The sequence below is a fragment of the Herbaspirillum sp. WTB6 genome (assembly GCF_057457785.1).
The window spans coordinates 1,837,357-1,858,493 of record NZ_CP176522.1 but is presented as its reverse complement, the minus strand read 5'-3'; the positions used below and the strand labels follow the sequence as shown (position 1 = coordinate 1,858,493).

Here is a 21,137-nt window from a genome sequence, read left to right as displayed (position 1 = left end):
CTAGTATCGACATGGCGCCAGGAGCCGCCGGCAAGCGCCGGGCGGGGCGGCGCCGGCTTGGCGGCAGTTGACATGGCGGCCCGCCCTGGATGACCGGCGCGCCGCCCCGAGCCGGTATAATCGGGGCTTGTTTTTCCGGTCGCGCCGCGCTCCGTTTGCCGTGGCGGCGCCGCCCCAACCCACTTCCCGACCCATGCTCGTCCACCAGAAACAACAAATCATTGCGCTCTTCCAGCAGGCGATGGCGCCGCTGCTGGCCGAATCGGCCGTCTCGCCGGCCATCACGCTGGAGCGCCCGCGCGATCCGGCGCACGGCGACGTCGCCAGCAATATCGCGATGCAACTGGCCAAACCGCTGAAAAAGAATCCGCGCGAACTGGCGCAGGCGCTGGTGACGGCGCTCCTGGCCGATCCGGCGCGGCAGGGATTGATCGACAGCGCCGAAATCGCCGGCCCCGGCTTCATCAACCTGCGCCTCTCCGCCGCCGCGCGGCAAGCGGTGGTACATGCGGTGCAGCAGCAGGGCGCGGCCTACGGCCAGGGCGCGGCCGGTGCCGGCAAGAAGGTGCTGGTCGAATTCGTCTCGGCCAACCCGACCGGGCCGCTGCACGTCGGCCACGGCCGCCAGGGCGCGCTCGGCGATGCGATGGCGGCGCTGCTGCAGTCGCAGGGCTACGACGTCACGCGCGAGTTTTACTACAACGACGCCGGCGCCCAGATCGGCAACCTCGCGTACTCGGTGCAGGCGCGCGCGCGCGGCCTCAAGCCCGGCGATCCGCACTGGCCGGAGGCGGCCTACAACGGCGACTACATCGCCGACATCGCCGCCGATTTCCTTGCCAAAAAGACGGTGGCGGCCAGCGACGGCGCGCCGGTGACCGCCAGCGGCGACCCCAACGACCTGGAGTCGATCCGGCTGTTCGCGGTCGCCTACCTGCGCCACGAGCAGGACCTGGATCTGCAGGCGTTCGGCGTCAAGTTCGACAACTATTACCTGGAATCCTCGCTGTACCACGACGGCAAGGTCGCCGCCACGGTCGAGGCGCTGGTCGCGGCCGGCCACACCTACGAGGCGGACGGCGCGCTGTGGCTGGCCACCACCGGCTACGGCGACGACAAGGACAGGGTGATGAAGAAGTCCGACGGCAGCTACACCTACTTCGTGCCGGACGTCGCCTATCACGTCACCAAGTGGCAGCGCGGTTTTAGCCAGGCGATCAACGTCCAGGGCAGCGACCACCACGGCACCATCGCCCGCGTGCGCGCCGGCCTGCAGGCGCTCGACATCGGCATCCCGGCCAGCTACCCGGATTACGTGCTGCACAAGATGGTGACGGTGATGAAGCATGGCGAGGAAGTGAAGATTTCCAAGCGCGCCGGCTCCTACGTCACCTTGCGCGACCTGATCGAATGGTCGGCCGGCGATGGCAGCAACAGCAACGCCGAGGCCGAAAACGGCGCGCGCGACCTCGGTCGTGATTTAACTCGCGGCCGCGACGCGGTGCGCTTCTTCCTGATCTCGCGCAAGGCCGATACCGAATTCGTGTTCGACGTCGACTTGGCGCAGGCACAATCCGACGAAAATCCGGTGTATTACGTGCAATACGCGCACGCGCGCATCTGCTCGGTGCTGGCGCAGTGGGGCGGCGACGAAGTGCTGCTGGCCGGCGTCGATCTGGCGCCGCTGACCGCGCCGCGCGAAGCCGCGCTTTTGGCCAAGCTGGCCGATTATCCGGAAACGCTGCAAAAGGCGCTGGAAGAGCTCGGCCCGCACCAGGTCGCGTTCTACCTGCGCGACCTGGCCGGCGAGCTGCACGGTTATTACAACGCCGAACGGGTGCTGGTGGATGATGCTGCGCTTAAAATGGCCCGCCTGGCCTTGCTGGTGGCGACGCGCCAGGTGCTGAGAAACGGACTGGCGCTGCTTGGAGTTTCGGCGCCGGCCAGGATGTGATCGAAAAACCTATGCTCAACTACAGACAGAAGCAGGCGGGCGGCACTTTCCTCGGGCTGATCCTGGGCCTGATCATCGGCCTGGGGATCGCGGTGGTGGTGGCGGTGATGATCATGAAAACGCCGATCCCGTTCGTCAACAAGCAGGCGCGTCCGGAACGGCCGCCGGAAGCCGCCGGCGGCCAGATCACCGACCCCAACCAGCCGCTGTACAGCAAGCGCGATCCGGCCCGCAACGGTGCGCCGGATGCCGCTGCCGTTGCGCCGGCACCGGCGCCAGCTCCAGGAGCGGTGCCGCCCAACACCGTGCAGGCGCCGGACAACCGGGCGCCGATCGTCGAGAATTCGATCCTGGACAAGCCGAAGAAGCCGGACGATGCCAAAGCAGACAACGGCCAATGGATTTATTATCTGCAGGCTGGCGCTTTCCGTTCCCAGTCCGACGCTGACAGTACGCGCGCCAAGCTGGCGCTGCTCGGCTTCGAGGCGCAGGTCACCGAGCGGCAGTCGGAGCAGGGCACGCTGTACCGGGTGCGGCTGGGCCCGTTCACGCAACTGGAAACCATGAACCGGATGCGCAGCAAGCTGTCCGACAATGGCATCGATGCGGCCGTGGTGCGTACCGCCAAATAGCGATTGATCTCCCTGGCCGCTGCAACCAATTTTGCAGCCGATTTTTTTGAAAAGGATCCCTATGCGCATTTTGTCCCGCCTGCTGGCAAGCCTTGGCTTTGGCCTGGTGGCGCTGTCCGCCGCCGCTTCCCCCGCCAGCCCGCAAAACGGCCTGGATTACCGCACCCTGGAGCAGGCGCAGCAAACTACGGCCGGCAACAAGGTCGAGGTCACCGAATTTTTCTGGTATAGCTGCCCGCACTGCCATGCGTTCGAGCCAGATCTGGAAGCCTGGGTGAAAAAGCAGGGTGACCGGATCGTCTTCAAGCGCGTGCCGGTCGCTTTCCGCGAGTCCTTCATCCCGCAGCAAAAGCTGTACTACGCGTTGGAAGCGATGGGCAAGCTGGATGAACTGCACCAGAAGGTATTCCGCGCGATCCATGTCGAGGGCCAGCGCCTCGATACCGACGCCGACATCGCCAACTTCATCGCCAAGCAAGGCGTCGATCGCCAGAAATTCCTCGACCTGTACAACTCGTTCGCGGTGCAGACCAAGGTGCGGCAAGCAACCCAAATGCAGTCCGCCTACAAGGTGGATGGCGTGCCGCTGGTGGCGGTCGAAGGCCGCTACCTGACCTCGCCGTCGATTGTCGGCGCCAGCATCGGCAACAAGCCGGAAGCGGTACTGCAAGCCTCGACCTTGCAAGTGATGGACTTCCTGGTGGCGAAAGCGGCCCGGGAGCGCGCACCGGCGGCGGCACCGAAGAAATAGGAGCGGCCGATGCGCTCCGGTTCGTCGCCGGAGCGCTTGGCAGCGCGCCCGCCACTCGCAAGAGGGCGGGCTTTTTTGTATCAGGCATTCGAATCGAGCGAGAGTCGAGCATGCAGCGAGTATTCATCACCGGCGCCTCCAGCGGCATCGGCGCCGCGTTGGCGCGGCACTACGCGGCGCAGGGCGCCAGCCTGGGCCTGGTGGCGCGCCGGCAGCCGGAGCTGGAACAGTTGGCCGCCGGCCTGCCGCATCCGGAACGGCACCGGGTCTATGCGCTGGACGTCACCGACCATGGCGCGCTGGCGGCGGCGGCCGCCGATTTCCTTGCCGCCCACGGCGGGGTCGAGGTCGTGATCGCCAACGCCGGCATTTCGCATGGCACCCTGACCGCGCATGCGAAAGACCTGGCGGTGTTCGAGCGCATCTTCGCCACCAACGTTGCCGCCATGGTGGCCACCTTCGCGCCGTTTCTGCCCGCCATGCAGCAACAGGCGCGGGCCGGCCGCCGCGACTGCCGGCTGGTCGGCATCGGCAGCGTGGCCGGCATCCGCGGCCTGCCCGGCGCCGGCGCCTACAGCGCCTCGAAAGCGGCGGCCATCAGCTATTGCGAATCGCTGCGGGTGGAGCTGCGCGCGTCCGACATCCGGGTGGTGACGATCTGCCCCGGCTACATCGACACGCCGATGACGCGCGGCAACCCCTACCCGATGCCGTTCCTGCTGCCGGCCGAGCGCTTCGCCGAACGCGCCGCCGCCGCCATCGCCACCGGCAGCAGCTACCGCGTGATCCCGTGGCAGATGGGGGTGGTTGCCAAGCTGCTGCGCGGCTTGCCGAACTGGCTATACGACGCCGCATTCGCCAGGGCGCCGCACAAGCCGCGCAAGGAGCAGGCGTAGAGCGCGCCGATCGGGTTTGGTTTTGACGTTGCCGTTGCTGTTGATGTGAAATCCGCTTGGGATGCTGCCGTTTGTGCGCGGCAGAAAATGGATCAGAAACGAAACATGTCTGAGCGCAGCGAGTTGGTTTCGTTTCCCATTTTTTGCCGCACACAAACGGGAAGCCGCAGGCCAGCATCTTGCGGTCGTCTTTCTTTGCTTACTTTCTTTGACGAAGCAAAGAAAGTAAGTGGCCGCCGGGCCACCCCGGCAAGTCACTACGGAGTGGGAATCGTGTCATCAAGCGACAAACGCCGTAGGGTGAATGCATGCCTTCCCACTTCACAGATCAAGCGCCGCAGCGCCAAAACCGGCCTGGACTGGAGTCGCATCCCTGTAGTCCGTTACTGGGGTCAGAGTAATTTTCGCGATGAAGCACCGCGAAAAAAAACTCTGACCCCCCTAACTCTGACTCCACAAACTCCGATGTCCGAAGGCTCTCAATAGCTCACTGCGAGATAGCCTAAAATTGCGGAGTATATTGAAATTCTGCTTTATATAAAGCAGATAACAGTCATTGGTAGTTGGAGTATATAAACAGCCTACTCACTCCCCGCCTTCTCCACCACCAATATCCGCGCCTCCCCGACCGGATGCGCCACATGTTCGCAGCCGACCCCGGCAAAGAACACGTCGCCCGCCTCCAGCCGCGCCACCTCGACCCTGCCATCGACCTTGTGATGCATCTCGACCACCCCATCCAGCACCGCGAACACCTCGGCGCCGTCATTCACATGCCAGCGGTACGGCTGGTCGGTCCAGTGCAGGCGCACCGTGGCGCCCTCGATGCGGGCAATATCCAGCGCGCCCCAAGCGCGCTCGGCGCGAAACTCGCGCGCGCGGATCACGTTCTGTTCCATGTTTTTTCCTCCTAACGGTTGGTCAGCGACACCCCGGCGATCACCAGCACGCCGCCGATCACCATCGAAATCAGGATCGTCTCGTGCAGCATCAGCGCTCCCAGTCCGACTGCGAACACCGGCACCAGGTTGGTGAATACCGCGGTGCGCGCCGGGCCGATCGCCTGGATGCCTTCGCTGTACCAGACGAAGCCGATCACGGTGCCGAACACGCCCAGGTACAGCAGCGAGGCGACCACCTGCCAGTTGAACTGGCTGGCGTGCAGTTGCGGCAGTTCGAATGCGGCGCCGAGCGCCAGCAGCAGCAGGCCCCACAGCGAGGCGTAGGTGGTGGCGGCGATCGGCGACAGGCCGCGCAGCGCGTGGCGGCCGAGGATGGTGTAGGCCGCCCAGCTCGCAATTCCGCAAAACATCAGCAGTTCGCCGGTGCCGAGCGCTTGCGACAGGTCGCGCCACGCGCCCAGCAGATCGCCGCGCGCCACGATGATCACCGCGCCGACGAAGGCCAGGCCGATGCCGAGCCAGCGCCTGGCGCCCAGCCGCTCGCGGAAAAACACCGCCAGCGCGAGCGCGGTCATGATCGGGCTCAGCGTGACGAACAGCGCGGTGCGGCCCGCCGGCATGCGCCCCAGCGCGGCGAAAAAGAACGCGTTGTAGAGAAAGATGCCGGTGGCGCCAAGCGCGAAGGTGGACAGCATTTGCGAGCGATTCAGGCGCGGCAGGCCGCCTTCCAGCTTCCAGGCTAGCGGTAGCAGCAGCACGCAGGCGACCGCGTAGCGGCCGGCGGCGGCCATCATGTGCGGAATCACCTGCGCCACGATGCGCCCGGCGATGAAGGTGCCGCCCCAGAACAGCGCGACCAGCACCAGCTTGGCCGCGATCCGGGCCGGGATGGCCGGCATGCGGCCCGGCAGGGGAGCGTGCGGTTGGGAATCGTTCAAGATAGCCTTGGGGCCGGGAAAGAAGATGGGCGCCGCGCGCGCGGCCGTGTTCTGCTCACCTCAGGCCGCGCTGCGCAGGCGAAAGCGCAAGATGCCATCGGCATCTAGCGAACGGTGCAGCACCCGGTCCAGCCACAGCTTGTGCAGATGTGCCAGCGCCTCGCCCAGCGCGAAGCTGAACTGGTGCGCGTCCAGTGGCCGGCGGAACATGATCGGCACGATGTCGGCCGCCGATTGCGGCACCGCGCACGCCTCCAGCACTTCGGCCAGGCGTTCGGCGTGATGTTGGTTCAATTGCGCGATGCGCGTGTGCAGGCCACGAAACGGCTTGCCGTGCGAGGGCAGTACCAGCACGTCGGTCGGCAGGTGGCTGTATTTCGCCAGCGAATCCAGATATTGCTGGACCGGATTGGCGTTCGGTTCCAGTGCGAATACCGAGACATTGGTCGAAATGCGTGGCAGCACCATGTCGCCGGAAATCAGCAGCTTCAGTTCGGCGCAATACAGCGACGCGTGTTCCGGCGCATGGCCGAAGCCGGTGATCACGCGCCAGGCGCGACCGCCGATGTGCACATCCTGGCCGTCCTGCAGCCGGGTATAGGCATGCGGCACCGCCGGCACCAGCGAGGAGTAATGGTTCTTGCGGCCGCGCATCCGTTCCAGCAGGTCCGGGTCGGTCAGGCCGTTGCGCTGGAAGTGCGGCAGCGCCGCCCAGCCGTCGGCGCCCGGCAGCCCGGCCGCCATCATGCGCGCCGACGCGTATTCGCCGGTGGTCATCCACAGCGGCGCGGCCCAGCGCTGGCACAGCCAGTCGGCCAGGCCGACGTGGTCCGGGTGGCAATGCGTGACCAGCACGCGTACGATCGGCAGGCCGCGCAGGTGCTCGGCGAACAGGGTTTCCCACGCTGCGCGCGTGGCGTCGCTGGCGATGCCGCAGTCGATTGCGGTCCAGCCGCGCACCATCTTGCCGTCCTCCTGCTCGAACTCGTCTTCCAGCAGCCACAGGTTGATATGATCCAGCGCAAACGGCAGCCCCATGCGCAGCCACAGCACGCCGGGCGCGATCTGGTGTACGGTGCCGGGTTCCGGCAGGGTGTCGCCAAACGGATAGTCGAGCTGGGCTTCAAGATGATTCATGGAGTTCCTGGAAAAAGAGACGGTTCCCATTGCGGGCCGGCAAGCCTACAATACGGTTTACGTTAACGTAAGCGTCGATTCTAGCAAAAGACCTGTTGCCACGTTTGCCACCGCATTGCCCGATGCCAACCATGCCGCCCACCTACACCATTGCCGAACTGGCGCGCGAATTCGATATCACGCTGCGCGCCATCCGCTTCTATGAAGACCAGGGCTTGATCAGCCCGCTGCGCGAAGGCGTGGCGCGCACCCGCGTCTACAGCGCGCGCGAACGCACGCGCCTGAAGCTGACCCTGCGCGGCAAGCGGCTCGGGCTGTCGCTATCGGAAATCAAGAGCGTGGTCGACATGTACGAATCGCCCAAGGATACCGAGCCGCAGATGGAGCGCCTGTTGCAACTGCTGGCGCAGCACCGTGAAAAACTGGAGCGGCAGCGCGAAGACATCGAAGGCGCGCTGGCTGAAATCGTCGCGCAGGAAGCCGAGTGCAAGCGCCTGCTGCAACAGCATCGGCAATTGAAAAAGGCCAAACAGAAATGAGCCAACCAACTTTTGGGCAAGATCAGGGCATCGTTCCGCAGCTGCATGGCGAATACAAGATTCCCGGCGGCAAGCTGGTGGTGGTCGATCTGCAGGTGGCGGACGGCCGCCTGCGCGGCGTGCAGTTGAGCGGCGACTTCTTCCTCGAGCCGCCGGAAGCGCTGGACGCGATCAATGCCGCGCTGGAAGGCTTGCCGGCCGCCAGCAGCGCCGAACAATTGGCGCAGGCGGTGACCGCGGCGCTGGCGCCGCAGGTGATGATGTACGGGCTGACGCCGGCAGGCATCGCGACCGTGGTGCAAAGGGCGCTGTCATGAGCCGCAGCGAGTGGCGCCAGCATGACTGGCAACTGATTCACACCGTGCCGCAAATGCCGCAGCAGCACATGGCGCTGGACCAGGTGCTGGTGGATGAGGTCGCCGCCGGCCGCCGCCCGCCGACCTTGCGCGTGTGGGAATGGGCCGCGCCGGCGGTGGTGATCGGCATCTTCCAGTCGCTGAAGAACGAAGTCGACGCGGCGGCCGCGCGCGAACACGAAATCGAAGTGGTGCGCCGCATCAGCGGCGGCGGCGCGATGTTCATCGAGCCCGGCAACACCATCACCTACTCGATCTACGCGCCGAAGTCGCTGATTGAAGGCATGAGCTTTGCCGACGCGTATGCCCACATGGACGCCTGGGTGCTGGAAGCGCTGGGCGAACTCGGCATCCGCGCCTGGTACCAGCCCTTGAACGACATCACCTCGGACGGCGGCAAGATCGGCGGCGCGGCGCAGGCGCACCGCGGCGGCGCGGTCTTGCACCACGTGACGATGGCGTACGACATCGATGCCGCCAAGATGCTGCAGGTGCTGCGCATCGGGCGCGAAAAACTGTCGGACAAGGGCACCACCAGCGCCGCCAAGCGGGTCGATCCGCTGCGCAGCCAGACCGGCCTGGCGCGCGAGGCGGTGATCGAACGCATGATCGCTACCTTCCGCCGCCGCCACGGCTTGGCCGACGGCGCGTTGCTGCCGCACGAGATGGCGGCGGCCGAGAGGCTGGTACAGGAAAAATTCGGCAGCGCCGAATGGATCACTAAAGTCGCGTAAGCCCGTGCGGAGGATGAGCGGCCCCGGACAATGAGCGCGCTGCCCGACCTTCGCAAGGGCGAGCCGGCGCCGCAGCGAATCCGCTCACAGCCCCTCTTTCATCTCAATCCGTTCCCGCGCGAGCCGGGGGAAAGATCGCGCCGAGTCGAGCCGGAATTTCGTCGCCACTCGTCCGCCGCGGTGTCGGCAATCGCTCGTCGAAGAAACGGCGTGTCCAAATTTCGCGCACGACACATGCCATCAGCTCAATTGTCCAGATCAATAAAATCGTTTGTCTGAGCGGAGTGCGCCATCTAGATTGCTTGCTGAGGGAGTTTTTCATTCCAACCAACTTTTAGCATGGGCCTCCTTATGCAAAACACATCGACGAGACAAGATACCAAGGCATCAGAATCCGGCAACCGGCGCTACTTCAGTCCCCGACGGTTGGGACATGTCAACCTGATCGTGCGCGACACCGACGCCTCGATGCAGTTCTACAAGAACGTGGCGGGCTTCGAGGAGGTGTACCGGGTTCCGGCCATCGGTGGCGGCTTTTTGAGCAACGGCAATACCCACCATGACGTCGGCATGGTGCAAAGCTCCGGCCCATCCGGCAAGGGGCGACCGCCCAGCTTGAATCACTTGGCGTTCGAACTGGAAACCGAAGTAACGCTCGTGGAGGGCTACGAGCGCTCATTGCAGGATGGCCTGAGTTTCGAGCGCACCCTGGATCACGATATCGCCCACTCGGCCTATTGCGCCGATCCCGATGGGAATTCGTGCGAACTCTATGCCGACGTCATTCGGGATTGGCGCAATGCCCGCACCGGGCAGGTGACCAAACCGAAACCGGTATGGCGGCCGGGTCTTACTCCGCCGAACGCCGAGCAGAATTACGAAAGCAATCCGGAATTCCGGCGGGTGCAGGATGCGATATTTCATCCACTGCGAACCAAGCATGCCTGCCTGGTCGTTGCCGATCTGGAGAAAAGCATCCGGTTCTATACCACGCGGATCGGACTGGATGTGTTGGCGCAGGGCGCGCATGCCGACTACGCGATGTTGGGCGGCACCTGCGGCGAGCGTAACCTGACCCTGGTCCAGGCAAACGACTCGCTGGCGCCCGGCTACCATCATGTCGGTTTCGAGTTGGCCTGCGAGGAAGATCTGGAAAAATCCGCCGCTGCACTCAAGGCCGCCGGCATCGACCCGGTGCGCGTTGTCCGGGATAGCTTGCGATCCGCAATATTCATCCGGGACCCGGACGGGCTGCTGCTGCAATTCTTCGTCGACCATGCTGCTCCGGAAATGGCGTGGTCGGAATTGGATGCCGAACGGGCCGTATGGCTGGGTTAAGGGGAGGCCGGATGGACAGCGACAAAGGGCAGATTACCTTACCCGCATCACGGCAATTTCGGGATGTACTCGGCATACGCACCGCCTACTATCAGAGCGAAGGCACGCTGACGCCGGGATCCGCCCGGAAAAAAACCGTGGTACTGCTGCATGGCGGCGCTCCGGGTGTGTGCTCGGAACTGAACTGGTTTCGCAATTTCGGTGCACTGGCCGATGCTGGCTATGAAGTCATCGCTTACGATCAGCCCGGGTTTGGCTATAGCGCGATACCCGACGATCACAGCATCGATTTCCGCTACCGGCATTTGGCTGCGTTTTTGCAGAGCCTGAGACTGGACGACGTACACCTGATCGGCAACTCCATCGGCGGGCTATTGTGCACATTGCTGGCTCATCGGAATCCCGATGCCTTGAGTCTGCAATCGCTGGTGCTGTCGGCACCCTATCCGTATTTCGATCCACCGGCGGCGGCCGCCGAGCGCTTGCAAAATCATCGCGCGCGGCTGAGTTCGATCGAACCCACGTTTGAAAGTGTGCGCAACCTCTGCCTGAACACTTTCAATCAAGCGCACGCGGTGACGGACGAGATCGTCGGTCTGCGCCTGGCCATGCTGCAAGGCCAGCGATGGGATGCCTACAAGGCCAGGTCTGCAAGCTCCAGAGAGTTTCAGCGCCAGGATATCGGCCATCAGCCGATCGCCATCCCGACGTTGCTGGTATGGGGTGTCGAGGACCGGAGCCTGCCGCATGAGATCGGCATTGAAGCGATGAAGTATTTTCCGACTGGGCGATTCCTTTTCCTGACTCAATGCGGGCATTGGCCGCAGACCGAGCAATCCAATGCGTTCAATCAGGCCATGATCGACTTCCTGGCCGCCCATAGCTGACGGATACTATAGCTTGCCACCCAGGCCGGTCCAGCATCGGTCTGGCGTCAGGCACCCAATCCAAAGTGAGCAGAAAAGCTTGGCGCGCCGTTCTATTTCGAACGGCGTGCCAAAGGAAGGTAAGCGATCAGATATTCAGGACCAGCAGTTTGCTTTTCGCGCGCGAACAGCAAGGAAGGAACTGGTCGTTCAGACTCTTCTCACGGTCGGACAGATAAAAATCCCGGTGATCCGGAATACCTTCAACAATCTGAGTGAGGCAGGTTCCGCAGATACCCTGCTCGCACGATGTTTCGAGCGTTACTCCATGCCGCGCCAGGACCTCGACCACGGTTTCGTCGGCCCCGACGGTAAACTGTTGACCAGTCGAGACGAGGCGAACCTCGAATTCCGTATCGTCCCCCTGACTCGCTGTATTGCCGGTGAACCGCTCGAAGTGGACGTGGCCGGGATCCCAGCCTTGCTTTTCCGCTTCCGCGAGTACCGCCTCGATGAAGCCGGACGGTCCGCACACGTAGATATGGGTATCGCGCGGCGTGGAATCGAGCAGGGTACCCAGGTCGAGCCGCTGGTTCGCGGGTCCATCGTCCGTGTGTATGCTCACGCAGTTGGAAAAACTCGACGCCAGCAGACGGTCCCGAAAGGCCATGCGATCTGCGGTACGCCCGCAGTAGTGCAAGCTGAACCGACGATTCTTGGCGGCCAGGAACTCGGCCATGCAAAGAATGGGGGTGATTCCGATGCCTCCCGCGAACAGCAGTGCCGGCTCGTCGTTCTCGGACAAAGAAAACAGGTTCCGGGGTCTGCCAATTTTCAGAACGTCGCCGACGCCGATGCGGTCATGCACGGCCCGCGAGCCGCCGCGGGACTGGGGTTCGCGCAAAACCGCGATCTCGTACCGTTGGGGCATGCTCTGGGCGGTGCAGAGCGAATATTGGCGGCAAAGCTGGTCGCCAAGGTGAATGTCGATGTGAGCGCCCGGCGTAAACCCCGGCAGCGGGGCGCCGTCTTCACTGGCGAGCTCCAGCAGGCAAACATCCAGCGCTTCGGTAGCCTTGCGCACCACTCGGACTGACAGCAACTCGCTCATTTCAGTTTTGCGCCGTCATGTCAGGACTCCACCGGGGTGGCCAGGCGCTCGAGGAAAGTCTTCACATCCCCGGTGTCGACAACCGTGTCGACCGGTGCGGTCTGGAAGGCGGTGCCGTCCTGGACCAATTGGCGGAATCGTTCCAGCGATTCCGGTGTCGCCAGGAAATCCAATATCTTGCGTCGCGCCATGACGATCGCGAGATCGGCACTGACCAGCTTTTCCTTGGTGCGATCGACAATCCGGCCCATGCCCTCCTGCATCGCGCGGTCCTGATCGTTGACCCCATGGATCCCGGTGGTCGGTGTGCCACGTTGCGCGGCCCGATCGACCAGGTAGTCGTTCCGCATATTGCGGACCGGTTGCCAGGTGTCGATGATCGATCCGGTGTTCAGCCGGATCGCTTCGTAACGATATTCCGGAGGGAACGAGACTCCTCTTGCCACGAAATCGTAGAATTCCTTGGGCAACTCGCCATCCAGTACGTAGCTGAAATCCCAGCAATAGGTGTTGTCGTCATCGATCGGCACCCAGGCGCGGCCACCGATGGGCCAGGCGGCACTCGGAATCACGGAGAACATCGGCGCCATCCATTGCGTGACACGCCAATAATATTGCTCGTCGGCACGACGCCGAGCGATCGACATGAATCCGATCGACGTTTCTTCGATATTCAGTTGCGGTTTCGGATCCTTGAACGTATAGGTGCGATGCACCCGGTCCGATGCGATTCCGTGATCGGATTTGTGCAGGGTCGAGACGTGGGAGCTGTCGATCTCGCCCTCCGCGCCCTGGACCCAATTGGTTTCCTGGAGCCAGACGGTGGCCAGTCGCTGTTTGGCCGGCAAATCGATCCAGGGGAACTTGGGCAGCTCCGGGGCCGGTCCCTTGCCCATGTAGATCCAGATGATGTCGGCCTTTTCTTCGACCTGATAGGCGACCAGCCGCATTTTCTGGCAAAGGCTGGAGTTGCTCTCGCTTGGCAACTCGAGGCACTGCCCGCTCTTGGCATACAACCATCCGTGATAGGAACAGCGGATCCCCTGGTCTTCGACCTTGCCGAAAAAAAGGGGAGCGCCACGGTGCAAGCAATGCGCTTGAGTAATGCCGACTTGCTCACTCCCGTCGCGAAACGCGATCAGTTCCTCGCCCAGAAGCTTGAGGCGCACAGGGGTTCGGCTACCCACCGGCAGTTGCGAAGACAGCAAGGCGGGCAACCACAATGAGCGAAACAATTCGTTCCCTGGGGTTTCGGCGCCCACCCTGCAAAGGCGCTCGTTGTTTTCTTTGGTCAACACAATGATTACCCTTTCTCTTTCTCTTTCTCTTACTTGCCGGCCACGCCGGCGACGGCGGCCATGATCTCCTTGGCGGCTTCTTCCGAGGTGCGGAGTTGCTCCTCGGATTTCACTTCGACGACCGTCACGTTAGGCCGCATCGCCCGGATCTTCTTGCTGGTGGACGAATCCGGGTCGGAATACAGCGACAGGAATTCCTCCTGTTCCTGGAGTGCCGCACCTTCAGTGGCCAGCCAGGCGAGGAAAAGCTTGCCGAGGTTGGGCTGAGGAGCCCCCTTCAGCATGAACATGAACAGCGGACCGATGGGCATCGTGTCCAGCGGTACCCACTCGATCGGAGCGCCCTTCTGTTTCTGGGCTTCGGCCAAGGCGGTGTAGCCCGACACGCCCACCGCCACCTCGCCGCTGGAAATCGCGCCAACCACCGCAGGAGGACCGGGCTTGAAGCGGGGCTTGTTGGCGATCAGCTTCTTGGTGAGTTCCACGGCATTGTCCTTGCCGATCTGGACTGCAAGAATATCGAGTGGCGGCGGCGTGTTATTGGCCATCGCGAAGCGGCCTTCCCACTCCGGCTTGGTCAATTCCTCGAGGCTCTTCGGTACGTTTTCCGGTTTCACGAGGTTCTTGTTATAGACCATGACGTACTGCACGTCCCACTGCCGCAGCATGCGGTTCTGGTAGCTGGGGAGCACCCCGTCCACCGCCGCGCGGCGGATCTTTGGAAACATTTGCCCGAAATCCTCGACCCAATTGACCTTGAAGTCCAGGTTGTTCTTGGCAAACCAATGCTCATAGGTGTTGTAACCGTAACCGCCGATGGCGCTTGGCACCGGTAGCCCCGATTGCGCTTGCTGATATACGCGGGGGGCGGATACGGTCGACGTCAGGGGAGTCCACTCCCAGTTCAGCTTGAGATTGAAGCGCTTCTGGAACGCGTCCATGATGCGCCGCTGCGCCTTCTCGGACTTTGGGGAGCTGACCATGATCATGAACGGACCTTGAGCCGCCTCCTTGCGGGCCTGTTCCACAATCGCGGCGTTGTCGGCTGCACAGCTCAGGCCCGGCATGGCCAGGCATACCCCGGCCATAAGGGCGCCGGCATTGAGGCGGATGCGGGATTTGTTGATGGATTTCAGTTGAATTTTCATTGTGTCTCTTCCGTATTGTCGTTGGCAAAATCAAGTAGGGAGTTTCAGAGAATTCTTTCCTTGTTGCGCTACTCTAGGAATTAAGGGCAGCGCATTCAAACGATTTCTTTGACGCTAATGCATGATTGCTGCTCATATCGTTCACTGAGTGCGTTCATCGATCCTGGCCATGTAGATCTGCAGTGGAGTAACCACGGCTGTCAGCAGAAGCACCAGGATGATCGACAGTGCGGCTGCGCTGGGCACGTCCGGATAGCCCCACAGCATCCAGAGCGCCGAACTCAGCATGACGGTCTTGGTGGTAAGGAAAATCAGGGGCACGCCGACGTCGCGCATCGCGTGAGCGAACACCAGCAGCCAGCCGTTGAAAATCTGGGTCCGCAAGATCGGCGCGAGGATGTGCAGCATGATGCTGATGCGACCGACTCCCCCCAGACTGGCAGCGCGCTCGATATCCGGATGGACCTGAATCAATGCCGACGACAGGATGCGGGTTCCGAAAACCATGTTCACCAGCACCTGGGCGAGCATGATCGCGCCTATCGTTCCATAAACCGGGGTCTTCACGTACAGCAGAAGTACCGCGAGGCCGAGCACGATGTTGGGAATCGCGATGGGCAGAAAGGCCAGTACATCGAGCCAGCGGCACCATTCGCTGGTCGGCCGCACGGTGACATAGGCGACAAGAAAACTGATGACCATCGTCAACGTGGACCCGAGGATGACCACGATCGCCGTATTGCTGAGGCTGCGCTGAAACATTGGCGACGCAAACAGCTCCACATAGTTGGTCCAGGAAAGCGACGCCGTGGCTTCCAGCGAAGGCAGGGTATAGAACGGCAACAGGCTGGCCCAGAGCAATATCAGGATCGGCATGAACGCCAGGGAGAAGAAGCCCACGCCATAGACGGAAACGAGGTGCTTGCGCCACCCGAGGCTGCTAGGCAGAATACGGAAATTCTTGCCACCGATGACGGCGAATTTTTCCGATTCCCGCGTGAAGCGCTGGTACAGCAAGACCAGGAACAAGGCGATCAGCACCAGCACGATGCCGAACGCGGCGGCCAGGTTGTAGTTCGGAGCGCCCAGCTCGGCCGTGCTCAGCAGGTAGATCCGGGTGCTGAGAACCTGGATGCCGGCGGTCAAACCGATGGAGAGCGGAATTTCAAAGACTTGGATCATGATCATCACGGTGTAGATCAACACCGACAACAATCCAGGCAGGAGGATGGGTCCGACCACCTTGAGCAACACCTTGGACGCCGAAACGCCGGCCAGCGTGGCCGGAAATTCCAGCTTGGAATCCATGTTTCTGATGATGCCGGACAACATGACGTAGATGGTTGGGGTCAGTAGGAAACTGCTGACGACTACCATCATGCCGAGGCTGTAGAGATTGATTGGTCCGGAGGTCGTGCTCAGATTGAACCAAGTCCGCAGCAGGTGATTCACATAGCCGTTGCTGGGATTCAGCAGGAGAATCCAGCCGAATCCCTGGATCAGTGTCGGCAATGAAAGCGTGACGATCATCATCACACGCACCGTTACCTTGTAGCGAAAATCGGTTCGCTCGGTAATCCAGGCCCATATCGTGGCGAAGATCGAAGCCAGGGCAATCGTGCCGCCGACATAGATGACGGTATTGGACAGTAATTGCCCCAGGCCGGACTGGGTGGCGAGATTGACGAAGTTTTCCAGCGTGAAGCCGCCGCCATCCAGCCATAGGCTGCCCTGCGGCCGCAAACTGGTCACCAGAAGCACGATGAGGGGAAGCACCGTCAGAGAAATGACCAGAAAGCTGGCCAGCCCGAGAATCGCTACCATATTCACGACTCCCGGATGTAGTGGATCTTGTCGGACAGGTAACGGAGTGCAATCGTATCGGCGTCCGCCGGCACGGCGCGGGCGTTGACGTAGATGGAAACGGTTCTCTGCGTTTCATTCGGAGCGCGACACACCAGTTCCATCCGCTCCCCCAGAAACACCCGCTGGGCGATGGAAAACCGAAAGGCGTTTTCCGCCGGGGACGTCTCCTGGCCAGCCGGCAGCGGCTCGAAGTCCTCCTGCCTCAGGACGAGAGTAATCCTGTCTCCAGTCTCGACATTGTCACCCTGCCAGGACACCAGTAACGGACCCAGGGCGCATTGCACCGTCAAACGCCTGGCATTGGCATCGACCGCCGAAACGGTCGCTTCTACCAGATTCGGGAACCCCATGAACTTCGCCACGAAATGGGTTCGCGGTTTGTAGTAAATCTCGTAGGGGGTGCCGATCTGCTCGATGTCGCCATCGTTCATGACGATGATGACATCCGACATGGACAGCGCTTCCTTTTGGTCGTGGGTAACGTAGACGGCGGTAATGCCCTCATCCGTCACCACCGAGCGGATCTGCTTTTGCATCGCCTCGCGCAGGTTGGCGTCCAGATTCGACAAGGGTTCATCGAGCAGGATCAGCCCCGGACTCTGGGCGATCGCCCGGGCCAGCGACACGCGCTGCTGTTGTCCGCCACTGAGCAAGGGCGCGGGGCGATCGGCGAATGCCGTCAGATGCACCTTTTCCAGGGCCAGAGCGACGATGCGCTCGCGTTCCGCCTTGGATTCCTTGCGCTTGCGCCCATGCTGGAGCGGAAATGCGATGTTTTCCCGCACCGTCATGTGAGGCCAGATGGCGTAGCTTTGAAACACCATGGAAATGTTTCTTTTCGCCGGCGGCATGAACAGCGACTGGCTGCTGTCGTACACCGCCACGTTGTTGACTTCAATGCGTCCGGACGACGGGCGGTCCAGCCCGGCGAGGAGGTTCAGGAGCGTCGATTTTCCGCAGCCACTTGGGCCGAGCAGCGTCACGAAAGCGCCGGTCGGCGCGGAAAACGAGATGCTTTTCAGCGCCTGATGCTCCTGACCATGGCGCGCATAGATTTTTGAAAGTCCGGTAACCGTCAAACCCATTGCCGCCCCCTCACAGTTCCACCTGTTTTCCGGTGGCACTCGATTCGAGAATGGCCAGGCAGACGGCAAGGGTTTCCTTGCCCCAGTGTGCATCCCGCAGGGTCGGGGTCTTGCCGGTGATGGCGTCGTACAGTTCGTCGATGGTGTCGCCTTGCCCAAACGCGCCATTGCCGGTCAAGGCCGGAATTTCCCGGATGCCTTCGTCTGCATAGACGAGTACGCCTTCCGGCGACGCGCGCAGATCGGCGTGCTCGCAGGTGACCAGCATCACGCCGAAATGGGGCTGCTTGCGCCCCACATTGCCGGAGGCCATGGCTTGCGCGACCGGCCCGCCGAATCCGTAGCGCGAGCGCCGAAGTTCGCCTTCATCGCCTTGCAGATTGCGCAGCACCTTGCGGGCATTGCCATGGTTCGGCGTCTTGCTGCGACCGCCTTCCGCGATCCAGAAATGCATTTCGTCGCTATCGAAATGGTCGTAGCCGCTGTAGACGACGACGGCGCAGGCGTTGTCTTCCAGGGTCAGCAGCGCGGCGCAATTGCCTTCAGTGGGGCGCTTCGGGTCCAGCCGCCCGGTCATGGCGCGCACGGCGACCACGCGCTGTCCGGTGATCGCCTTGATGCTGTCGATCTGGTGCGGAAGCTGGTTGTAAATGATGCCGCCGCCTAACCGGGTATCCAGTTCTTCCGGGCGGCGCGGGCGATACAGGAAATCGGTATAGTTAAAGCAGTTCAACATCGAGACGCGGCCAAACTCGCCGCTCCGGACGATCTGGCGCATCGTGCGTATCACCGGATCATGGCTGCGCGAGGTTCCGACAACCAGGTGAACCCCGGACTCATCGGTCGCCGCAATCATCTGGTCCGCCTCGTCTTCGCTCAAGGTCAGGGGCTTTTCGACGATAATGTGCAGCCCGCGAGCGCTGGCCTCGATCACCTGCTGGCAGTGATATTGATGGGGCGACGCGATATAGACGGCATCCAGGTTCCCGTGCTCGATCATTTCCTGCAGCGAGCCGAACACCGGGATGCCGTATTCCTGCCCGAATCGGGTCCGGACATCTTCATTCGGATCGCAGGCTGCCACGATCTGCGCATGGGGATGCTCCCTCATTGCAGGAGCCATCAGCACCGAGCCGGCGAATCCCAGCCCGCAAATACCAAACCGGATTTTCATTTTGTCTCCTCTCCGTCCGCCTTGATTTTCAGACGTGGCCGTATTGGGCCAAGGCTTGGGCCAGAGTCAAGCCCTTGGCCAGCTCCACACGAATCTGACGCTCCGTCGCAGTCAGCTTTTCTGCTTCGACCAGGGTCTTTTCGACCACTTCCGCCGGAATGACGATGGCGCCGTCTTCATCGGCCAGGATGAAGTCCCCGGGGCGGACGAGAACCGTCTTGGTGGTGGCGCCGCGCAGATAGACCGGCACCTGGTGGCCGGTTACTTTCCAGCGGCCGATCGATTGGACCGGAGTGCGATAGCGCGCGTAAACCGGAAACCCATGTTCGCCGATCCAGCGGACGTCCCGAATGCCGCCATCCACCAAAGCGCCGGCACAGCCGCGTTCCTTCATTCCCAGCGCAATCAGCTCGCCGAAATAGCAGATTCCCTCGCCATCGCCGCTCCATACGCTGATTTCACCCTCGGTGATGCCCTGGCAGGCTTCCATCTTCCGAGCGTCGCCACCGAGCGGGTAGGGCATCATCTGCCCGTGAATGGTATAGGCCCAGCCGGCCAAACGCGGGGCGCCGGATGGAAAGGGCGAAAATTCCTGTGCCAGGCCCTGATTGAGATAGCCCAAGGTGTCCAGGACGTCAGCCACATTGGCCGTATCCACCGATTGGTAGCGCCGGCGGATTTCGTTTCGTTGTTCTTTGGAAAACATTGCTTGCTCCTGTTTCATGTTTCTTGCGTAGGTTAATTAGATGCTGTTGATCAAGCCGCCGTCGACCCGAATCACGGAGCCCGTAATATAGGAAGCGCCCTGACTGGCCAGAAACGCAACCGTATCGCCGTATTCCTGGGGCTTCCCATAGCGCTTGACCGGAATGCTGCCGGTGCTTTCCTGCACCACGTCCGCGAGTTCGCGGCCCTCGCGTTGGGCCTTGGCCTGATCCAGCTGCTCGATGCGTGCGGTGGCGATGCGGCCGGGAAGGATGATGTTGGCGGTGATACCGTCGGGCGCTACTTCCCGGGACAGCGTTTTCGACCAGCCGACCAGGGCGGAGCGCAGGGTATTGGAAATGCCCAGATTGGGAATCGGCGCCACGACACCCGACGAGGTGCTGGTGATGATCCTGCCCCACTGCCTGGCGCGCATGCCCGGCAATACCAGGTCGGTCAGGTGAATCACGCTGCACACCATGCTCTGGAAGTATTTTTGCCAGTCCGCGGACTTGACCCCGTGCGCCAGGGTCGGTGGCGGCCCTCCGGTATTGTTGACCAGAATGTCGACCCCTCCCCACTGCTCCTGAATGCTTGCGATGTTCCGCACGGCGCCGTCGACATCGGCCAGATCCCACGGCAGGACGATCGCGTCGCCGCCGGACGCGCAGATGGCTTGCTTCACTCGCTCGAGCGCATCCACGTTGATGTCGGCCAATACCACTTTGACGCCTTCGCGTGCCAGCGAGGCACCGATTGCGCCCCCCAAGCCGCCGCCAGCGCCCGTCACGAGCGCGACCTTGTTGCTGATGCCCAGATCCATGGAAACTCCTCCTATGTGCCCACACGCATCGGTGCGGTCATTTTTTTCAACATGGCAATAACGCTTTGCGCGGTGATGCGGCCGGTCTTCGGGTTTTCCGTGGGAATGTTTTCGATCGTCATGTGCAGCAACGCGGCATCGGATACCACTTCGATGTGATGGGTGTTGCGCACGATTCCCGGATCGGCCCAAACCTCGAGTTGAGTCTCATCCGGACCCATGCCGGCCAGCGACAGGGCCACCGCCACGTTCAGGTTCGCCGGAAAACCGGTGGCGGCGCCCCGTGCCGGGCCGGAATATAGCAACAGCGGCTCGGTCAGGTTTTCGATGCTCAGGTTCTTTTCGGCAAGGATCGGTGCGCCTTCGAAACCCTTGGGTGGTTTGCGCGATACCATTTTCACGGATTCGATCTTCCCCACCGCGGCCGCCGTCACGGCATCCAGCCCGAGCAGAGCGCCCGAGGGAACCAGGATCTGGCCGCCGCGCTCGGCGGCGCTTTCGATCAGCTGCGGCCGATCGAGCAACGCTCCGACCGAGAGAACAATCACTTTCTTGCCCGCGCTTAATGCCGGTTCGACGATCTGCGACAACAGGGCCGCCGGCGCGCACTCGACGATAATGTCGGCTGCCCGGGCAAGCCCATCCAGCGGCAGGTTCGGCACCGGGCGGCGCAGAGTGTTGATGAATTCGTTCGTTTTTTCCGGATCGCGGCCACTGACCGCGCTGAGCACGCATCCAGACACTTCGCCCTGATCCAGCCGCTTCGCCAGCGCGGCTCCGATTGCGCCCAGACCCGCAATCGCCACTTTCAAGTCAGTTCTACCACTCATTATTTTCCTTTGATTCACATATCAAATTACCAAATTGGTATGCACCCCTCGGAA

21 protein-coding genes are annotated in these 21,137 nt (G+C 62.2%); 9 read left to right on the top strand and 12 right to left on the bottom strand.

Annotated elements, in window-relative coordinates:
* The first annotated feature begins 193 nt into the window (after positions 1-193).
* The 4 genes from argS (at position 194) to ACK2VC_RS08665 (ending at position 4,233) form a co-directional block, all read left to right on the top strand.
* Complete coding sequence (gene argS / locus ACK2VC_RS08680) at positions 194-1,954, top strand: arginine--tRNA ligase (protein WP_486729940.1); 1,761 nt, start codon at positions 194-196, stop codon at positions 1,952-1,954.
* Between the two features lie 11 nt (positions 1,955-1,965).
* Positions 1,966-2,586 (top strand): SPOR domain-containing protein, encoded by a 621-nt coding sequence (locus ACK2VC_RS08675; RefSeq protein ID WP_486729939.1) that lies wholly within the window; start codon positions 1,966-1,968, stop codon positions 2,584-2,586.
* Between the two features lie 61 nt (positions 2,587-2,647).
* A complete protein-coding gene (locus tag ACK2VC_RS08670; protein ID WP_486729938.1) occupies positions 2,648-3,337 on the top strand; it encodes a thiol:disulfide interchange protein DsbA/DsbL in 690 nt (229 codons plus the stop codon).
* A gap of 110 nt (positions 3,338-3,447) precedes the next feature.
* Positions 3,448-4,233, top strand: a complete 786-nt coding sequence (locus ACK2VC_RS08665; RefSeq protein WP_486729937.1) for an SDR family oxidoreductase — start codon at positions 3,448-3,450, stop codon at positions 4,231-4,233.
* A gap of 581 nt (positions 4,234-4,814) precedes the next feature.
* Here the strand turns inward: ACK2VC_RS08665 and ACK2VC_RS08660 are convergent.
* The 3 genes from ACK2VC_RS08660 to ACK2VC_RS08650 all read right to left on the bottom strand — a co-directional run bounded on the left by ACK2VC_RS08660 (position 4,815) and on the right by ACK2VC_RS08650 (position 7,210).
* On the bottom strand, positions 4,815-5,132 hold the full coding sequence (locus ACK2VC_RS08660; protein ID WP_486729936.1) for a cupin domain-containing protein: 318 nt from the start codon (positions 5,130-5,132) through the stop codon (positions 4,815-4,817).
* Positions 5,133-5,143: 11 nt separating this feature from the next.
* Entirely contained in the window at positions 5,144-6,034 is an 891-nt protein-coding gene (locus ACK2VC_RS08655) for a DMT family transporter (RefSeq protein ID WP_486733205.1), read from the bottom strand.
* 99 nt (positions 6,035-6,133) lie between these two features.
* The gene (locus tag ACK2VC_RS08650) at positions 6,134-7,210 is read right to left on the bottom strand and encodes an MBL fold metallo-hydrolase (protein WP_486729935.1); all 1,077 of its coding nucleotides are present in this window, start codon (positions 7,208-7,210) and stop codon (positions 6,134-6,136) included.
* A gap of 131 nt (positions 7,211-7,341) precedes the next feature.
* Here ACK2VC_RS08650 and ACK2VC_RS08645 point away from each other — a divergent pair, with 131 nt between their 5' ends.
* The 5 genes from ACK2VC_RS08645 (at position 7,342) to ACK2VC_RS08625 (ending at position 11,064) form a co-directional block, all read left to right on the top strand.
* A complete protein-coding gene (locus tag ACK2VC_RS08645) occupies positions 7,342-7,749 on the top strand; it encodes a MerR family transcriptional regulator (RefSeq protein ID WP_486733204.1) in 408 nt (135 codons plus the stop codon).
* A complete protein-coding gene (lplB, locus tag ACK2VC_RS08640; protein WP_486729934.1) occupies positions 7,746-8,066 on the top strand; it encodes a lipoate-protein ligase small subunit in 321 nt (106 codons plus the stop codon). The genes ACK2VC_RS08645 and lplB overlap by 4 nt, the downstream gene beginning before the upstream one ends.
* A complete protein-coding gene (locus ACK2VC_RS08635; protein ID WP_486729933.1) occupies positions 8,063-8,839 on the top strand; it encodes a lipoate--protein ligase family protein in 777 nt (258 codons plus the stop codon). The genes lplB and ACK2VC_RS08635 overlap by 4 nt, the downstream gene beginning before the upstream one ends.
* Positions 8,840-9,190: 351 nt before the next feature.
* Entirely contained in the window at positions 9,191-10,177 is a 987-nt protein-coding gene (locus ACK2VC_RS08630) for a VOC family protein (protein WP_486729932.1), read from the top strand.
* 11 nt (positions 10,178-10,188) lie between these two features.
* The gene (locus tag ACK2VC_RS08625) at positions 10,189-11,064 is read left to right on the top strand and encodes an alpha/beta fold hydrolase (protein WP_486729931.1); all 876 of its coding nucleotides are present in this window, start codon (positions 10,189-10,191) and stop codon (positions 11,062-11,064) included.
* 127 nt (positions 11,065-11,191) lie between these two features.
* Here the strand turns inward: ACK2VC_RS08625 and ACK2VC_RS08620 are convergent, their stop codons facing one another.
* From ACK2VC_RS08620 to ACK2VC_RS08580, 9 genes are all read right to left on the bottom strand, one after another.
* A complete protein-coding gene (locus ACK2VC_RS08620; protein WP_486729930.1) occupies positions 11,192-12,154 on the bottom strand; it encodes a PDR/VanB family oxidoreductase in 963 nt (320 codons plus the stop codon).
* Positions 12,155-12,174: 20 nt separating this feature from the next.
* Positions 12,175-13,452 (bottom strand): Rieske 2Fe-2S domain-containing protein, encoded by a 1,278-nt coding sequence (locus tag ACK2VC_RS08615; RefSeq protein WP_486729929.1) that lies wholly within the window; start codon positions 13,450-13,452, stop codon positions 12,175-12,177.
* Positions 13,453-13,481: 29 nt separating this feature from the next.
* Entirely contained in the window at positions 13,482-14,600 is a 1,119-nt protein-coding gene (locus ACK2VC_RS08610; RefSeq protein ID WP_486729928.1) for an extracellular solute-binding protein, read from the bottom strand.
* A 141-nt stretch (positions 14,601-14,741) separates the two neighbouring features.
* Positions 14,742-16,424 carry an ABC transporter permease gene (locus tag ACK2VC_RS08605; RefSeq protein WP_486729927.1) on the bottom strand — a complete coding sequence of 561 codons (1,683 nt, stop codon included), beginning with the start codon at positions 16,422-16,424 and terminating at the stop codon, positions 14,742-14,744.
* A 2-nt stretch (positions 16,425-16,426) separates the two neighbouring features.
* The gene (locus ACK2VC_RS08600) at positions 16,427-17,551 is read right to left on the bottom strand and encodes an ABC transporter ATP-binding protein (protein WP_486729926.1); all 1,125 of its coding nucleotides are present in this window, start codon (positions 17,549-17,551) and stop codon (positions 16,427-16,429) included.
* A gap of 10 nt (positions 17,552-17,561) precedes the next feature.
* Positions 17,562-18,725, bottom strand: a complete 1,164-nt coding sequence (locus ACK2VC_RS08595) for a Gfo/Idh/MocA family protein (RefSeq protein WP_486729925.1) — start codon at positions 18,723-18,725, stop codon at positions 17,562-17,564.
* Positions 18,726-18,753: 28 nt separating this feature from the next.
* Positions 18,754-19,449 (bottom strand): RraA family protein, encoded by a 696-nt coding sequence (locus tag ACK2VC_RS08590; RefSeq protein ID WP_486729924.1) that lies wholly within the window; start codon positions 19,447-19,449, stop codon positions 18,754-18,756.
* Between the two features lie 18 nt (positions 19,450-19,467).
* Positions 19,468-20,253, bottom strand: a complete 786-nt coding sequence (locus ACK2VC_RS08585) for an SDR family oxidoreductase (RefSeq protein WP_486729923.1) — start codon at positions 20,251-20,253, stop codon at positions 19,468-19,470.
* Positions 20,254-20,264: 11 nt separating this feature from the next.
* The gene (locus ACK2VC_RS08580) at positions 20,265-21,083 is read right to left on the bottom strand and encodes an aspartate dehydrogenase (RefSeq protein WP_486729922.1); all 819 of its coding nucleotides are present in this window, start codon (positions 21,081-21,083) and stop codon (positions 20,265-20,267) included.
* Positions 21,084-21,137: the final 54 nt, after the last annotated feature.

Excerpts from the sequence above, each read along its gene's own strand:
- ACK2VC_RS08655 (WP_486733205.1), bottom strand. The coding sequence starts at position 6,034 with ATGCCGGCCATCCCGGCCCGGATCGCGGCCAAGCTGGTGCTGGTCGCG.
- lplB (WP_486729934.1), top strand. The coding sequence starts at position 7,746 with ATGAGCCAACCAACTTTTGGGCAAGATCAGGGCATCGTTCCGCAGCTG.
- ACK2VC_RS08635 (WP_486729933.1), top strand. The coding sequence starts at position 8,063 with ATGAGCCGCAGCGAGTGGCGCCAGCATGACTGGCAACTGATTCACACC.
- ACK2VC_RS08665 (WP_486729937.1), top strand. The coding sequence starts at position 3,448 with ATGCAGCGAGTATTCATCACCGGCGCCTCCAGCGGCATCGGCGCCGCG.
- ACK2VC_RS08630 (WP_486729932.1), top strand. The coding sequence starts at position 9,191 with ATGCAAAACACATCGACGAGACAAGATACCAAGGCATCAGAATCCGGC.
- ACK2VC_RS08595 (WP_486729925.1), bottom strand. The coding sequence starts at position 18,725 with ATGAAAATCCGGTTTGGTATTTGCGGGCTGGGATTCGCCGGCTCGGTG.
- ACK2VC_RS08605 (WP_486729927.1), bottom strand. The coding sequence starts at position 16,424 with ATGGTAGCGATTCTCGGGCTGGCCAGCTTTCTGGTCATTTCTCTGACG.
- ACK2VC_RS08625 (WP_486729931.1), top strand. The coding sequence starts at position 10,189 with ATGGACAGCGACAAAGGGCAGATTACCTTACCCGCATCACGGCAATTT.
- ACK2VC_RS08610 (WP_486729928.1), bottom strand. The coding sequence starts at position 14,600 with ATGAAAATTCAACTGAAATCCATCAACAAATCCCGCATCCGCCTCAAT.
- ACK2VC_RS08590 (WP_486729924.1), bottom strand. The coding sequence starts at position 19,449 with ATGAAACAGGAGCAAGCAATGTTTTCCAAAGAACAACGAAACGAAATC.
- ACK2VC_RS08620 (WP_486729930.1), bottom strand. The coding sequence starts at position 12,154 with ATGAGCGAGTTGCTGTCAGTCCGAGTGGTGCGCAAGGCTACCGAAGCG.
- ACK2VC_RS08585 (WP_486729923.1), bottom strand. The coding sequence starts at position 20,253 with ATGGATCTGGGCATCAGCAACAAGGTCGCGCTCGTGACGGGCGCTGGC.
- argS (WP_486729940.1), top strand. The coding sequence starts at position 194 with ATGCTCGTCCACCAGAAACAACAAATCATTGCGCTCTTCCAGCAGGCG.
- ACK2VC_RS08580 (WP_486729922.1), bottom strand. The coding sequence starts at position 21,083 with ATGAGTGGTAGAACTGACTTGAAAGTGGCGATTGCGGGTCTGGGCGCA.
- ACK2VC_RS08660 (WP_486729936.1), bottom strand. The coding sequence starts at position 5,132 with ATGGAACAGAACGTGATCCGCGCGCGCGAGTTTCGCGCCGAGCGCGCT.
- ACK2VC_RS08600 (WP_486729926.1), bottom strand. The coding sequence starts at position 17,551 with ATGGGTTTGACGGTTACCGGACTTTCAAAAATCTATGCGCGCCATGGT.
- ACK2VC_RS08670 (WP_486729938.1), top strand. The coding sequence starts at position 2,648 with ATGCGCATTTTGTCCCGCCTGCTGGCAAGCCTTGGCTTTGGCCTGGTG.
- ACK2VC_RS08645 (WP_486733204.1), top strand. The coding sequence starts at position 7,342 with ATGCCGCCCACCTACACCATTGCCGAACTGGCGCGCGAATTCGATATC.
- ACK2VC_RS08675 (WP_486729939.1), top strand. The coding sequence starts at position 1,966 with ATGCTCAACTACAGACAGAAGCAGGCGGGCGGCACTTTCCTCGGGCTG.
- ACK2VC_RS08650 (WP_486729935.1), bottom strand. The coding sequence starts at position 7,210 with ATGAATCATCTTGAAGCCCAGCTCGACTATCCGTTTGGCGACACCCTG.